Source organism: Vibrio maerlii (genome assembly GCF_003415655.1).
Classification (GTDB): Bacteria; Pseudomonadota; Gammaproteobacteria; order Enterobacterales; family Vibrionaceae; genus Vibrio; species Vibrio maerlii.
This window is the reverse complement of record NZ_QRHC01000006.1, coordinates 1-14,660: the sequence shown is the minus strand read 5'-3', so window position 1 is coordinate 14,660 and position 14,660 is coordinate 1. Positions and strand designations below refer to the sequence as shown.

The 14,660-nt window shown below is 45.4% G+C and carries 13 protein-coding genes; 6 read left to right on the top strand and 7 right to left on the bottom strand.

From position 1 onward, the window contains the following. Window positions 1-48: 48 nt before the first annotated feature. From DPF91_RS11435 to pspA, 6 genes are all read right to left on the bottom strand, one after another. Window positions 49-3,147: an efflux RND transporter permease subunit gene (locus tag DPF91_RS11435; RefSeq protein ID WP_117234575.1), complete on the bottom strand. Its 3,099-nt coding sequence runs from the start codon at window positions 3,145-3,147 to the stop codon at window positions 49-51. Next, window positions 3,144-4,235 carry an efflux RND transporter periplasmic adaptor subunit gene (locus DPF91_RS11430; RefSeq protein WP_117234574.1) on the bottom strand — a complete coding sequence of 364 codons (1,092 nt, stop codon included), beginning with the start codon at window positions 4,233-4,235 and terminating at the stop codon, window positions 3,144-3,146. The genes DPF91_RS11435 and DPF91_RS11430 overlap by 4 nt, the downstream gene beginning before the upstream one ends. A 1-nt stretch (window position 4,236) precedes the next feature. Beyond that, a complete protein-coding gene (locus DPF91_RS11425; RefSeq protein WP_117234573.1) occupies window positions 4,237-5,280 on the bottom strand; it encodes an efflux RND transporter periplasmic adaptor subunit in 1,044 nt (347 codons plus the stop codon). A 145-nt stretch (window positions 5,281-5,425) separates the two neighbouring features. Continuing rightward, window positions 5,426-5,815, bottom strand: coding sequence for an envelope stress response membrane protein PspC (gene pspC, locus DPF91_RS11420; RefSeq protein WP_117234572.1), 390 nt, complete (start codon window positions 5,813-5,815; stop codon window positions 5,426-5,428). Then, entirely contained in the window at window positions 5,805-6,041 is a 237-nt protein-coding gene (gene pspB / locus DPF91_RS11415) for an envelope stress response membrane protein PspB (protein ID WP_117234571.1), read from the bottom strand. Before pspB ends, pspC begins: the two co-directional genes overlap by 11 nt. A 12-nt stretch (window positions 6,042-6,053) precedes the next feature. After that, complete coding sequence (pspA, locus tag DPF91_RS11410) at window positions 6,054-6,725, bottom strand: phage shock protein PspA (RefSeq protein ID WP_117234570.1); 672 nt, start codon at window positions 6,723-6,725, stop codon at window positions 6,054-6,056. Window positions 6,726-6,913: 188 nt separating this feature from the next. Between pspA and pspF the strand changes: the two genes are divergently transcribed. The 6 genes from pspF to DPF91_RS11380 all read left to right on the top strand — a co-directional run bounded on the left by pspF (window position 6,914) and on the right by DPF91_RS11380 (window position 13,280). Then, window positions 6,914-7,927: a phage shock protein operon transcriptional activator gene (pspF, locus tag DPF91_RS11405; RefSeq protein ID WP_117234569.1), complete on the top strand. Its 1,014-nt coding sequence runs from the start codon at window positions 6,914-6,916 to the stop codon at window positions 7,925-7,927. Between the two features lie 117 nt (window positions 7,928-8,044). Beyond that, entirely contained in the window at window positions 8,045-9,664 is a 1,620-nt protein-coding gene (sapA, locus tag DPF91_RS11400; protein ID WP_117234568.1) for an ABC transporter substrate-binding protein SapA, read from the top strand. Window positions 9,665-9,666: 2 nt separating this feature from the next. After that, window positions 9,667-10,629 carry an ABC transporter permease gene (locus tag DPF91_RS11395; RefSeq protein ID WP_117234567.1) on the top strand — a complete coding sequence of 321 codons (963 nt, stop codon included), beginning with the start codon at window positions 9,667-9,669 and terminating at the stop codon, window positions 10,627-10,629. Continuing rightward, the gene (gene sapC, locus DPF91_RS11390; RefSeq protein WP_117234566.1) at window positions 10,616-11,503 is read left to right on the top strand and encodes a putrescine export ABC transporter permease SapC; all 888 of its coding nucleotides are present in this window, start codon (window positions 10,616-10,618) and stop codon (window positions 11,501-11,503) included. The genes DPF91_RS11395 and sapC overlap by 14 nt, the downstream gene beginning before the upstream one ends. Further along, window positions 11,503-12,498: a peptide ABC transporter ATP-binding protein gene (locus DPF91_RS11385; RefSeq protein WP_117234565.1), complete on the top strand. Its 996-nt coding sequence runs from the start codon at window positions 11,503-11,505 to the stop codon at window positions 12,496-12,498. The genes sapC and DPF91_RS11385 overlap by 1 nt, the downstream gene beginning before the upstream one ends. After that, on the top strand, window positions 12,495-13,280 hold the full coding sequence (locus tag DPF91_RS11380; protein WP_117234564.1) for a peptide ABC transporter ATP-binding protein: 786 nt from the start codon (window positions 12,495-12,497) through the stop codon (window positions 13,278-13,280). Before DPF91_RS11385 ends, DPF91_RS11380 begins: the two co-directional genes overlap by 4 nt. A gap of 105 nt (window positions 13,281-13,385) precedes the next feature. Here the strand turns inward: DPF91_RS11380 and DPF91_RS11375 are convergent, their stop codons facing one another. Beyond that, complete coding sequence (locus DPF91_RS11375; RefSeq protein WP_117234563.1) at window positions 13,386-14,597, bottom strand: IS256 family transposase; 1,212 nt, start codon at window positions 14,595-14,597, stop codon at window positions 13,386-13,388. Window positions 14,598-14,660: the final 63 nt, after the last annotated feature.

Below are 14,660 nucleotides of genomic sequence, written 5' to 3'. Positions count from 1 at the left end.
AAAGCCTCTGTCGAGGCTTTTCAGTACAAGTGTTAAGTTAACCTGAGTCTACGCGACTTTTAATCGATAAAACAATCGATACAACACAGGTACAACAATCAATGTAAGAACGGTTGCAAAGCCTAAACCGAACATGATGGTTACTGCCATAGGGCGGAAGAAAATATCCGGAAGCAGTGGAACCAAGCCAAGAATCGTCGTGATTGCCGCCATACAAACCGGTCTTACACGGCTTAGCGCTGCATCACCTACTGCAGTGTATGGTTCTTTACCTGAAGCTATCTCTACCGAGATCTGATCCAATAGCACGATACCATTCTTAAGCACCATCCCCGATAGACTCAAGAAACCAAGCAATGCCATAAAACCAAATGGGGTATCTAATGCCAGAAGGCCGGTTGTTACCCCTATCACCGCTAACGGCACGGTCAACCATACGATCAGCGGCTCCTTCACTGAATTAAACAGGAACACAGTGATCAAGAACATAAACAGATAACCGAGCGGCATTGTGGTAAACAATGAAGCCTGTGCATCACCTGATGACTCATATTCACCACCCCATTCAAGGCTGTAACCTGGAGGGAAGTCAATCGCTTCAATCAATGGCATCAAGCGCCCCTGCAGGGTTGCTGCCGTTTCATCACCCAGCAAATCCGGATCAGCGAATACCGTCAGCATACGCTTACGGTTTTTACGCACGATGATCGGGTCTTCCCAACGAATTTCGTAGCCTTGAGTCACTTGTTGCAGAGGAATGTATTCACTCAGAACCGGGCTCCAGATCTTCATTCCTTCGATATTTCGAATATCGACACGTTCTTCTTCCGGCAAGCGAGTCACAATCGGCATCAGCGTTGTACCGTCACGATAGACACCTACTGAAATACCAGAGAAAGACATGGCTAAGAACTCATCGACATCAGACTTGGTAATGCCGTAGCGACGAGCCTGACTCTCGTTAAACTGAGGCTCAAGAACCTTGGTACGTTCACGCCAGTCATGACGAACATTGGTCGCACCTGGATCAGCATTCATGATGTCGATTACTTGAGCTGCTAAACCGCGTAAGATTGTCGGATCGGAACCGACTAATCGAGCCTCAATCTTTGCACCACCACCAGGACCAAGCTCTATCTGTTTAAGCTTATAGTTCACTTCTGGGAATTCATTCTGAATGTGCTCACGGAAGCGCTCCATCAGTGGCTGTAACACTTCGTAGCTAGCAACACGAGTGGTTATTTCACCATATGCGGCGTAGCTTTTTTCTGGGGCATAGGTCAGCATGAAACGCTGTAAACCTTTACCCGCTGTCGTGGTGATATGTTCCACACCATCTTGATCTGCAAGCCAAGACTCAAGCGCTTTTAGCTTGGTATTCGTTGCACGAATATCGGTGCCTTCCGGCAACCACACATCCGTTTGGAACATCGGTGTTGTCGATGATGGGAAGAAAGATTGTTTGATAAAGGTAAAGCCCCAAAAACTGGCAGCTAAACCAATCACCAAAATGATCACTGTGAACCACGCTCGACGCATACAGAAATCAAGGAATCGTTTGTAAAAAACAAATACCACGCCCTGATACGGGTCTGAATCTTCTCCACCACCCGTTAATTTCTGGCCTTTGAAGAAGATATCAGCAAAGAATGGGGTAAGAGAAATCGCCGTAAACCAGCTTAGCATCAATGAAATCAGAAGCACCGTAAATAGGGTTCCACAGTACTCACCGGTTGAGTCTTGCGACAAGCCAATAGGTGCAAACGCAGTAACCGCAATAATGGTCGCACCTAGCAATGGCCATTTCGTTTGAGTCACAATATCAGTCGCAGCTTGCATCCGGGTTCTGCCCTTCTGCGTTCCTATCAATATCCCCTCAACCACCACGATGGCATTGTCCACCAGCATACCGAGAGCGATGACAAGTGCACCCAAAGAGATACGTTGAAGGTCAATTGCAAAGTATTGCATGAAAATGAAAGTGCCGAGCACCGTCAGCAACAAAATCAAGCCAATCAATAGACCTGAACGCAAACCCATGAAGAAAAGTAATACGATAATAACGATTGCGACGGCTTGACCTAGGCTGATCACAAAACCACTTACCGACTTATCCACCTCTTTAGGCTGACTATAGATCTCTGAGATCTCTATGCCCACTGGTTGTTGAAATTTAAGCTCAGCCAAACGTCTGTCGAACGCCTTTCCGACCTCTACTACGTTAACCCCTTTACTGAACGCAACGCCGACATTAAGCGCTAAATTGCCGTTAAAGTTAATGATATTGGTAGGGATCTCGATATAACCACGCTTAATCTCAGCCACATCACGCAGGTACAGCAGCCCTTGAGCACCACCTTCCGATAAAATTAAGTCACCAAGTTCATCTACATCTTGGAACTCACCGGTTGGCTGAATACGAATGTACTCACTTCCAATTCGAGTCGCACCCGCGTTCGACACAACGTTTTGGGTTGATAGCAGATTAAAAACCGTATTTGGAGAAATTCCTAAGGTACTCAAACGCTTCATGGAGATCTCGATGAAGACTTGTTCTTGTTGCTGTCCAGAAACAGAAATCTTGCTCACACCATCGACAAGCTCAAGCTCACGCCTCAAGTAATCAACGTAATCAAGCAACTCTTTATACGAGTAGCTATCTCCCGTAACTGCCAACAAAATCCCGTAAACATCACCGAAGTCATCGATCACCGTTGGATCTTGCACGCCAGGAGGAAGCTGAGGTGCCAGATCATTGACTTTACGACGCAACTCATCCCAGATCTGTGGAAGATCATCGGGACCATAGTTGTTCTTCATCGTTACTGATATCTGGGAAAGGCCACGGCTTGATATCGAGTTGACCTCATCAACATAGGTCAATTGTTGAATCGCTTTCTCAAGCGGGTAACTCACCTCTTCTTCGACCTGCTGCGGTGTCGCCCCAGGATACGAGGTTATGACCATCGCATCTTTAATGGTAAAAGCAGGGTCTTCCAATCGGCCCAACCCAAAGAAAGCCGCCGTACCACCAATTAAGAAAATCAGTGACACCATCCAACTGATGACACGATTCTTTATGAAATATGCCGCGATACCCTTTTCATCGTCGTCATTTAGCGCGGGCGTATTATTTACTTCACTCATTGACTCGCCTCCTGCGACTTAAGCACATTGACTTGCATCCCTTCTCGTAATTTAGCCACGCCACCAACCACCACTTGCTTGGCTTCTTCTAACCCACTCAGAACTTGCAGATGCGAGCGGGTCGCTTTACCAACGACAACTTGAGTCTTCGATACCGTTTGGTCATCGTTGATCACCCAAACAAACTTATTGGTTCTAAGAACGGAATCACCATCGGCATTAAACACCGCTTCGATCGGCACACTCGTACCGGCATTGAGTTCCAATCCGACACTTTCACCCTTTGTGGTCACTTCAACTGCCATACCATCAAGAATCAACTCATCTTCTGGCATAGGAAGAACCAAGGTGACTGTGTAACTACCCGTCTGAGGATCCGGCTCCGTCGTGAACTCTTTTAGCTTGGCGGTATATTCATTACCACTCTCAATTCTTACACTCGCCTCAATGCTCTCTAAATCCAACTCGCTTGGTTGGTTTACATATAAGCTATCGGGAACCTGAACCTGGACCTCTACGGCTTCTACACTATGAATATTGACGATCTGTTGACCAATCTGAATATTCTCAAACTGATCCACACTAACTCGCGAGATAATGCCATCTACAGGCGCCATCAGTTTTGTAAACGACAATTTAAGCTTCGCTAGCTGTAACTGGCGTAGAGCAATTTGTCTCTGGGCGGCTATTTCATCGAACTGTGATTTTGCTAACAAACCTTTTTCAACCAGTGGTTTAGAACGCTTAAACTGACTGTCAGACACAGTAAAGCTTGCCTGAGCATTATCGACGTCAAGCTGATAGTCAGTTGGATCGAGCTCTGCAATTAAATCGCCCTTACTCACTCGATCACCCTCTTTGACCGTTAACGAACTGATCTCTCCAGAAACTCGGAAGCTCAAGTGAGAACGTTCAGCAGCCGTCGCCACAGCAGGAAAGTAAAGCGAGTCTTCAAGCTGAGTTCGATTGCCTAGCTCGTAAGTTCTGACATTGGGAATCATCTCTTTTTGTTCAAGCTCGACTTGTCCACAACCAGCAATCGCCGCAACACAAAACAGAGAGATAAGAACGCGATTTTTGTTTTTCATACTACAGTCCTCGCTCCTTCACCCACTCACGAAGCTTCATGCCAGCTTCGATATTGTTGACGCCATTGATCACAATACGGTCTCCATCTTCAAGGCCATCAAGCACTTCATTGCTGTCGTTAAGCTCTACTTCAACTTTTTCCGCTAAGCTATCGTCATTCACTCGCCAAACAAAGTTACCCGACTCTTCTTGAAGCAAAGCGCTTTTTGGAATTGAAGAGGCATTGCCCTTTGGAATAACCGCCGTCAACGTACCTGACATGCCTGGTAGTATCCCGATGTCGGTAGGTCGCTCCATTATCATGGTCACCTTGTAGGCACTGGTTGAAGGATCAGCCTCGGTATCAATTTCTAAGAACTCGACATCAAAAGTTGCATCTGGAAAAGCATCAAATTTCATTGTCGCTGTCACTTTCTGATCGCGACTCGCTCTGCGCAGTAAATAATCAGGCAGCTGGAAGATCACTTTCAGTAGCTGATCCGTCTGAATATTCATTACCCCTTCTTTGGCAGCAATGTACTCATGATTCTCAGCAGGGATTAAAGAAATTGTTCCATCATAAGGCGCGACGAGACTGGTATAACTGACATTGGCTTTTGCCTGCGATAGTGACGCTCTAGCCGAGTTATAGTTCGCTTGGGCTTGATCGAAGTCTTGTTCCGAAACGACTTTATCTTTGCGCAGTTTCTTCATACGTTCGTATTGCACATTGACTAGCTGAAACTCGGCTTGAGCAGCCTGCATCAACAATGTGTACTCATCTGGGTTTAGGGTAGCCAGCACCTCGCCCTTTTTAACCTTTTGCCCCTCTCGAACATCAATGGTCTGCATCAGCCCTGGAACACGAAATGCCAACACGGCTCGGTCACCCGCTTCAGAAACAGCGGGAAAAGTTCGAGTAAAAGAGTGTTCACCGACCGACACGGTAAAGAGCTTGGCAGGTCTAGATTCAGGCTCGGGGACAGGGGGGAGCTCTTTACCACATCCGGAAAGGACAAGGGTAACAAGAACTGCGAGAGGCATTCTTCTTAACATAGCGTTCATCCATGATTAACAACTTATATTAAGATAGTTGAACATAGGGGGATTAACCAATACTTTTTAAGTATTTGTTATAAAATTCAGCCAGTTATTTATCTTAGTGAAATCTAAAGTAAGATCTCATCAAGAGTTTATAACTGGCTAAGTGTTAAAGTTTATTAAATTCACGATTTACTTTGAAAGCATCCGATGTCACATACGCTTCGATATTACGCAAAGAGGTTTCCATTTGGTCGACATCTTTATGTATATTCGATAGAAGCGCACTTGGTGTTTTACCCGCCTTCCATGGTTTACTCTTAAGTGTGTGGTCCTGTTGCATCTTTACTTGGTTCACGTAATTTGCAGGTTGCTTCTCAACCATCAATGTCAGAGCGATATAGGCAAGAACAACAAGAAACAATCCACCAAGCAGCGCCGCTGACATAAATAGAATCCGAACCAACCACACTTCAATCCCAAAGTAGTTGGCTAAACCGGCACAAACACCGGTTAACTTTCTATTTTCTACATCACGATATAAGCCGTTACTTGCCATAATCTCGTCTCCAATTTGGTGACTCTGAATCCAAGATCTTTTCTAAGGTAGAAATACGGTCTTGCATCTGCTCAGTTCGCCTAACCAAGGACTCAAGCTGCTGCATTTCTTCACTGCTCAAACCATTTGCACTGCTTTTCTTACTTCGATAGTGAAGGAACAACCATAGCGGAGCCACAAATATCAAAAATACAATCAGTGGACCTGCGATTAAGAATGTCGACATCTTTCACCTCTATTATTTGTTTTGTTCTTCAACCTGCTTTTTCAGCTTCGCAAGCTCTTGTTCGATTTCATCTTGCGCCTGTAATTCAGCAAACTCTTGTTCTAGCGATTTCGCTTTACCACTATTTGCTAGTAAATCGGCTTCCGCTTCTAACTCGTCCACTTTACGTGAGTAACGCTCAAATTTCGCCATGCTTTCTTCAGTACGACCAGCATTGAGGTGGCGTTGAATATCGCGTCGATTTGTCGCAGCTTGACTACGAATCGCAAGTGCTTGCTGCTTCGCTCGTGTTTCGGTGATTTTAGTTTCTAATTTCGAAATTTCACCGGTTAGCTTTTCAATTGTTTCTTCAACCAAGGTTTGTTCTGTGTGCAGACCTTTTACAGCATCTTGTAGTTTTTGTTTTTCAATCAACGCGGCACGAGCTAAATCTTCGCGTTGCTTAATTAGTGCAAGCGAGGCTTTTTGCTGCCAATCTTCAATCTGAGATTCGACCGCTTCAACCTTGCGTGCAAGCTCTTTTTTGTCAGCGATGGCTTTCGCGGAATTGGTGCGCACTTCAACTAAAGTATCTTCCATCTCCTGGATAATCAGGCGGATCATTTTTTCTGGATCCTCAGCTTTATCCAGTAATGCGCTGATGTTTGAATTTACGATGTCTGCGAAACGAGAAAAAATACCCATAATAAACTCCAGTAATAATAAGCTCGACAATCGAGTGACTTGTTCAGTTTACTAATAAGTAATCAAGCCTCGTGCCAACTTTAAAACAACGATAAATCAATAAGTTAATTTTATCACGTCATTATCTCTCTCTATGCTATGATGAAATAAACCAACCTTTGGTATTTTTCGCCACTAGTGAGATAAGTATGCAGCAAAAGATAATTGGTGAATCCCCATTATTCCTAAATGTATTAGAAAAGGTCTCTCGCCTTGCACCAATAAACAGACCAGTGCTTATTATTGGCGAGCGTGGTACAGGTAAAGAGTTGATCGCTCAGCGCCTGCATTATCTTTCTAAGCGATGGGATAGCCCACTTGTTTCACTGAATTGTTCAACACTCAGTGAAGGTTTAATTGATTCTGAGTTATTCGGTCATGAATCGGGGTCCTTTACTGGCTCAAAAGGTAAACACCAGGGTCGTTTTGAACGCGCTGAAAAAGGGAGTCTATTTCTAGACGAGCTCGCAACAGCCCCTTTAGCAGTTCAAGAGAAACTACTCCGTGTCATTGAATATGGAGAGTACGAACGAGTGGGCGGCTCCCGAACTCTGCAATCTGATGTCAGGTTAATTTGTGCAACCAATGCAGATCTTCTAGAAATGGCGAACCAGGGTCAGTTTCGTGCTGATCTCCTTGACCGACTTGCCTTTGATGTTATTCACCTGCCGCCGCTTCGAGAAAGGCAAGAAGACATTTTATTACTGGCAGAGTTCTATGCCATGCAAATGTGTCGAGAGCTTGAACTACCGCTTTTCGTCGGTTTCTCTTTTCATGCCGAGAACGAGTTACTGGCTTACGATTGGCCTGGCAATGTGCGTGAACTGAAAAACGTTATAGAACGTGCTGTTTATCAACACGGATTAACAGAAACCCCTATCGAGCAGATTCAACTCAACCCATTTGAGTCACCTTGGCGTCACCCAGAAACAGTAAAAACCGATGTATCAGGCGAGCAGAACAGTAAAGTTATCCCTTCATTTCCACTCGACTATAAGGAATGGCAGCAGCAACAAGATATCAAACTACTCAATGCAGTCATGGAGCAGGCGAAATTCAACCAGAAGAACGCCGCTGAGTTACTCAACCTTAGCTACCATCAATTCAGGGGTATGGTACGCAAATATCAAATAGATACTGGGCAACACATTTCTCAGAAATAAAAGGTTAAAACTTAGGTTTCATTTGGAGCTACTCTTTAAAGAGTGGTAAATTAGCCGGATTCCTTGGGTTTACAGGCCCTTATGAAGACAGACAAACTCTGCTTTCAACAAAGTCATATGAATACAATTATTAAACTAATCTGCGGATTATTTAGCATCACAATACTTGCGGCATGCAGTGATGACGTAGACCATTCAAAAATTAAGCGCACAGGTTTTGTCTATTGTGGGCAAGGTAGCCCTACAACTTTCAATCCGCAGTTAGTGGATAGTGGTATTACTGCAGAGTCACTCAGCCCTCAGCTGTATAGTACCCTACTCACTCTAAATCCTGACTCTCATTTGCCAGAACCAAGCCTTGCAGCGCAGTGGCAAGTTGACGAGACAGGGACTATATACACCTTCGAACTTACGCCTAATGTAGAGTTTCAAACCACCGATTGGTTTACACCAACGCGCCCTTTAAATGCGCAAGATGTGGTGTTCAGTTTTCAACGTTTGCTCGATTCTACACACCCATTCCATTACGTAAATGGCGGCAACTACCCTTGGTTCACTGGCCTCGATTTTCAAAACCTAGTACTCGATGTAAGAGCTATTGCACCGTTAAAGGTTCAATTCACATTAGCGCAACCTGACAACTCATTCTTATCAAACATTGCGACTAGCCATGCAGTGATTTTGTCTCAAGAGTACGCACGACAACTCCTAACTAAAGATGAAAAGCAAAAACTTGACAGCCTGCCAGTAGGCACAGGTCCCTTCTACTTGGATGAGTTTCAACCTAATGATCTCGTTCGTCTTCGTCGACATAACGATTACTGGCAAGGCACACCAAAAATGGAGCAAGTGGTATTTGATGTTTCTCACCGAGGAACAGGTACATTGGCCAAGTTACTGAGGAATGAATGTGACGTGCTTACTTCACCTCGCTCTAGTCAGATCCCTATCATCGAGCGTCGTGACGAAGTTGAACTCGTTGCTAAGCCCTCAATGAACGTATCCTTTATTGGTTTGAACACAGCTCACCCCGCGTTGAATGACATGCGTGTGCGTAAAGCTCTCAACCTGGCGATTAATCGCGAAAGCATTCTCGATTCTGTCTACTACGGCACTGGTAATATCGCCTTTACTTTACTCCCTCCTTCTTCTTGGGCATATCAGAAAGACACCATTCAAATACGTTATGATCGTAACTATGCACAAGCGCTACTTAATGAGGCAGGCTATCGTGACGGTCTCGAGCTTTCAATGTGGGTGCCCCTAGAGCCAAGGGCTTACAATCCAAGTCCTCGCAAAACTGCCGAGCTCATCCAGTCGAACTTTGCCCAGGTTGGTATAAAGCTGAATATCATTACTGAAGATCGTTATCGACGTTCTGAGGCTGACCGCAGCAGTGATATAGACTTGGTGTTAACTGGCTGGATCGGTGATACCGGTGACCCTGATAACTTCCTCCGGCCTTTGCTTTCTTGCGAGTCAGAACGCGCTGGTATTAATGTCTCGTTGTGGTGTAACCCTGACTTTGATTTCTTGCTCGATTTGGCAAAAGAGACCAATAAGAAGCGCTATCGCCTAAACCTATATCGTCAGGCGCAGAATCTATTGAACGAAGAGTTTCCAGTCATTCCATTGGCCCATGGTGTCCAGTTCCAAGTGAACTCCAATGATTTAACTGGCTTTAAATACAGCCCATTTAATAGCCAACCCTTTGATCAAGTTGAGCGGAGACAATAACGATGTTTGTTTATACCATTCGCCGACTTAACCTCTTCATTATCACTTTGCTGATTTTGACGCTAGTGGGTTACAACATTCTAAGACTAGACCCTACTTCACCTTGGGCTCTGGTTGATTTCTGGCCTGGGTGGCAAACCTATTTAGGAGAACTCGCTAACTTAAACTTTGGCGTTGCGAAAGATGGATCACCAATTTCAGCACAGCTAGCTCAGGTGTTTCCGGCAACCCTAGAACTCTGCATCGTTGCCTTTGTTCTTTCGCTGATTATAGGTATCCCTCTAGGCACACTGGCCGGTATGCGACAAGGAAAATTTGTCGACAACCTGATCAGCTTTACATCAATGTCTGGTTACTCTGCGCCTATCTTTTGGGTAGCGTTGATCATGATTATGTATTTCTCATTACATCTAGAAATGCTACCTGTCGCGGGGCGTTACGACTTGCTTTACGAGATTAACCACGTTACAGGTTTTGCCATTATCGATGCCTTCATGGCCGACGGAAAATATCGCGCTCATGCATTACAATCTGTAATTCAACATATGATTTTGCCATGTATTGTACTGGCGCTCGCGCCAACAACACAGGTCATTCAATTGATGCGAGCCTCTGTTGCCGACGTAATGACCAAAAACTACATCCGCGCAGCACGTATTAAGGGTCTATCTCAATACGAAATCATCACAGAGCACGTATTGAGAAATGCAATCCCACCGATCATCCCAAAAATTGGTGTGCAGCTATCAACCATGATTACCCTTGCAATCATTACGGAATCTATTTTCAACTGGCCTGGGATTGGTCGTTGGTTGTTAGACGCACTCTCTAATCGAGATTACGTTGCAATCCAAGCGGGTGTAATGGTCGTCGCGACACTTGTACTCACAGCCAATATTTTATCGGAGCTAGTAGGCGCAATTGCCAACCCTCTAGTAAGGAAGGAATGGTATGCTCACAAATAGTATCTACCAAGAAGAACAGATACCGACTCAGTTTGAACGTTTTTGGCGCAGCTACCGTTCAAACAACATGGCGATGTTTGGGCTTTGGTGCTTGGGTTTTCTGTTACTCATCACGATCACATCACCATGGATCACACCTTACGACCCGCAAGAACAAACCCGTCACTTACTGGTACCACCCTCCTGGAATCCCGCGGGCAGTGTTGAGTTTTTCTTAGGTACAGATGACCTTGGCCGCGATATCCTATCTCGTCTTATTGTCGGTTCTCAGCTGACATTTGGCGCGGCTATCATCATCACGTTTATTGCAGCGGTTATTGGTTGCATCATCGGAATCCTTGCGGGCATGACGAAAGGTTTGCTATCCAGTACCTTGAACCACTTGCTCGACACCGTTATGTCGATTCCATCTCTGTTATTGGCGATCATCTTTGTCGCCTTCTTAGGCTTTGGTGAGTTTAATATATTGCTTGCGATCTGTTTGGCGCTGATCCCGAGGTTTATTCGATCGGTTTATATCGCAGTACACACAGAAGTAGAGAAAGACTACATCATGGCAGCTCGCCTAGATGGTGCGAACGATTTCTACCTACTATGGAACTCAATTATTCCAAACATATTGACGGTTATCGCTGCTGAAACCAGCCTAGCTCTCTCGATCGCGATACTTGATATCACCGCTTTAGGCTTCTTAGGCCTTGGTGCTCAAGCCCCGAGTACCGAGTGGGGAGCAATCTTAGGTGACTCCGTTGAGCTCATCTATCTAGCGCCTTGGACCATGACCTTGCCAGGTCTTGCGATTATGTTCACGGTTATCATCATCAACCTCGTGGGCGATGGTGTACGCCGCGCACTGAATACAGGGATCGAATAATGCCATTATTAGATATTCGACACCTAACGATAGAGATCGAGACCCCACAGGGGTTGGTGAAAGCCGTAGACCGCATGAGCTTTACCCTAAATGAGGGCGAAATTCGCGGTCTAGTGGGCGAGTCAGGTTCAGGTAAAAGTTTGGTTGCAAAAGCGATTGTCGGCGTATGTAAAGAGAACTGGCGAGTCTCTGCTGACCGGATGAGACTTGGCAATATTGATTTGCTCCAACTCACACCACGTGAACGCAGGAAGGTCATCGGCCGCGAAGTCGCAATGATCTTCCAAGAGGCTTCAACCTGTTTAGATCCCTCGGAGGATATCGGTCGTCAGCTTATCGAATCGATCCCAAGTAAATCTTTTGAAGGAAAATGGTGGCAGCGATTTAAATGGAAGAAGAAGCAGGCAATCGCCCTTCTCCATAAAGTCGGTATCAAAGACCACAAACGCTTGATGGATAGCTACCCTTATGAACTTACCGATGGTGAGTGTCAAAAGGTGATGATCGCAATGGCGATTGCAGCTAAGCCTAAGATTCTGATTGCCGATGAACCGACAAACGATCTGGACCCAATCACTCAGTCGCAGATCTTGCGCTTATTGAGTCGTATGAATCAGATTGCAAACACCACAATCATTTTGATCGGCCACGACTTAACGACCATTACCCAATGGGCAAGTCGCATCACGGTCATGTACTGTGGACAGTCTGTTGAATCTGCAGATACAGATAAGATCCTCACTGAGCCAAAGCACCCTTATACTGTCGCACTGCTAAAAGCGATGCCGGACTTCGATGAGTGGATTCCACATAAAGAGAAGCTGGACTCTCTGCCAGGCACCATTCCACCGTTGCAACATTTACCTATTGGTTGCCGTTTGGGACCTCGTTGCCCCTATGCACAGAAACAATGTATCGAGATCCCGTATTCTCAACGCATTAAGAACCATAAGTTTGCCTGTCACTTTCCGCTAAATATGGAGAAGAAATCATGAGCGCCTTGTTAGAAGTAAAGGGCTTATCAAAGGACTTTGTTGTCCGCTCTGGTCTTTTCCGTAAAAAAGTTCAGCACGCAGTTAAGCCCATAGACTTTACACTCGAAGCTGGGCAGACAATTGGCTTTATCGGCCAAAATGGCTCGGGTAAATCCACCATCGCTCGTATGCTTGCTGGGGTTGTCGAACCTACTGCAGGCGAGATTCGCGTGAATGGAGATTTACTTGAACACAAGGATTATTCAACGCGTTGTAAACTGATTCGCATGATCTTCCAAGACCCCAACACCTCCTTGAATCCACGAATTCAAATCGGTCGTATCTTGGAAGGGCCATTAAAGCGTAACACCGAGATGACGCCAGAAGCGCGAGCAAGACGCGTAAAAGATACCCTACTCCGCGTTGGGCTTCTTCCTGAACATGCTTACTTTTACCCTCAGATGCTAGCAACGGGTCAGAAACAACGTGTGTGTTTAGCGCGTGCTCTTATCCTCCAACCATCGATCATCGTCGCTGACGAAGCATTAAACGGCTTAGATATGGCGATGCGCTCGCAGATCATAAACCTGTTCTTAGAGCTTCAAGAAGAAATGGGGGTTGCTTTTGTTTATGTGTCTCAACACATCGGCATCGTCAAGCACATCACTGATAAGCTTGTAGTCATGCACGAAGGTGAAGTGGTTGAATCAGGTGACACGCAGAAGATTATTACCGAACCATCACACCAAATTACGCAAAGAATGGTAGAGAGCCATTTCTATAAGGCTCCAACGCATAGGTAGAGAGCTAGAGAGCTAGAGAGCTAGAGAGCTAGAGAGCTAGAGAGCTAGAGAGCTAGAGAGCTAGAGAGCTAGAGGAGGCTGTAACAGATTCTGTGTATCTGCCATCTAGTTAATGTATTTTTCTAATCGTTCCTCGAACTCGATAATAAATCGACTCATAGCTTGACGCCAGTTTTGAATGGGCATTGTCCATTTCTTGCTTGCGTCTTTGATCGCTAGATACACCATCTTGGTTGCGGCCTCGTCGTTTGGGAAGATCTTACGTTTCTTGAGTGCTTTCCGTATTACGCTGTTCAGAGACTCAATCGCATTGGTGGTGTAAATGGCCCGACGGATATCTTCAGGGTAGTTAAAAAGCGTGTTGAGGTTCTGCCAATGATTGCGCCAGGACTTAGAGATTTGTGGGTACTGGCTGTCCCAGGTTTCACCAAAGCGCTCTAGTTCAAGCAAAGCCTCATCTTCTGTAGCTGAGCGATACACTCGCTTCAGATCGGCTGTGAGCGCCTTGTAGTCTTTCCACGACACATACTTCAATGAGTTTCGCACCATATGGACTATACAAAGCTGAATGTGTGTTTGGGGGAAAACAGTATTGATTGCATCAGGAAAGCCCTTCAAGCCATCTACACAGGCGATGAGTATATCTTCAACACCACGTTGATTGAGTTCAGTTAGAACACTCAGCCAAAATTTCGCACCCTCGTTTTCGGCTACCCACATGCCCATCAGCTCTTTCTGACCGTCGGTGTTAATGCCCAACGCAAGGAAGATAGACTTATTAATAATGCGTTTGTCTTGGCGGATTTTGACCACGATACAATCTAGATAAACGATAGGATAAATGGCATCAAGTGGTCTAGATTGCCACTCTACGATTTCCTCTATCACCGCATTTGTAACGCGCGACACGAGGCTTGGTGATATTTCGGCACCGTACCATTCATCAAAAGCGCTTACGATGTCGCGGGTGCTCATACCTTGCGCATAGAGCCACAAGATCTTGTCATCCATTGAGGTAAATCGTGTTTGGTGCTTTTTGACGAGCTTAGGGTTAAATGAGCCAAGGCGGTCGCGAGGAGTGTCGAGTTCAAACTCTCCATCTTCAGTTTTTACACTCTTGGAACTCTTTCCATTTCGGCTGTTATTGGATTTAGAAGGTTGGTGTTTTTCATAGCCAAGATGCTCATCCATTTCAGCGTTGAGAGCAGCCTCAACAGTGATCTTTTTGAGCATCTGACTGAATTCAGTTAAGTCTTCGGGAGTTTTAATTCCCTTTGCAGCTTCTTTAGCAAAAGCTTCAAGTGCTTTCTTATCCATGTGCCTATCCTTAGCCATTACGGCTTTAAGTTTAGACAGTTACACAGAATTTAAGACAGTCTC

Coding starts and splice junctions, on each gene's coding strand:
- DPF91_RS11435 (WP_117234575.1), bottom strand. CDS start 3,147: ATGAGTGAAGTAAATAATACGCCCGCGCTAAATGACGACGATGAAAAG.
- DPF91_RS11430 (WP_117234574.1), bottom strand. CDS start 4,235: ATGAAAAACAAAAATCGCGTTCTTATCTCTCTGTTTTGTGTTGCGGCG.
- DPF91_RS11425 (WP_117234573.1), bottom strand. CDS start 5,280: ATGAACGCTATGTTAAGAAGAATGCCTCTCGCAGTTCTTGTTACCCTT.
- pspC (WP_117234572.1), bottom strand. CDS start 5,815: ATGGCAAGTAACGGCTTATATCGTGATGTAGAAAATAGAAAGTTAACC.
- pspB (WP_117234571.1), bottom strand. CDS start 6,041: ATGTCGACATTCTTAATCGCAGGTCCACTGATTGTATTTTTGATATTT.
- pspA (WP_117234570.1), bottom strand. CDS start 6,725: ATGGGTATTTTTTCTCGTTTCGCAGACATCGTAAATTCAAACATCAGC.
- pspF (WP_117234569.1), top strand. CDS start 6,914: ATGCAGCAAAAGATAATTGGTGAATCCCCATTATTCCTAAATGTATTA.
- sapA (WP_117234568.1), top strand. CDS start 8,045: ATGAATACAATTATTAAACTAATCTGCGGATTATTTAGCATCACAATA.
- DPF91_RS11395 (WP_117234567.1), top strand. CDS start 9,667: ATGTTTGTTTATACCATTCGCCGACTTAACCTCTTCATTATCACTTTG.
- sapC (WP_117234566.1), top strand. CDS start 10,616: ATGCTCACAAATAGTATCTACCAAGAAGAACAGATACCGACTCAGTTT.
- DPF91_RS11385 (WP_117234565.1), top strand. CDS start 11,503: ATGCCATTATTAGATATTCGACACCTAACGATAGAGATCGAGACCCCA.
- DPF91_RS11380 (WP_117234564.1), top strand. CDS start 12,495: ATGAGCGCCTTGTTAGAAGTAAAGGGCTTATCAAAGGACTTTGTTGTC.
- DPF91_RS11375 (WP_117234563.1), bottom strand. CDS start 14,597: ATGGATAAGAAAGCACTTGAAGCTTTTGCTAAAGAAGCTGCAAAGGGA.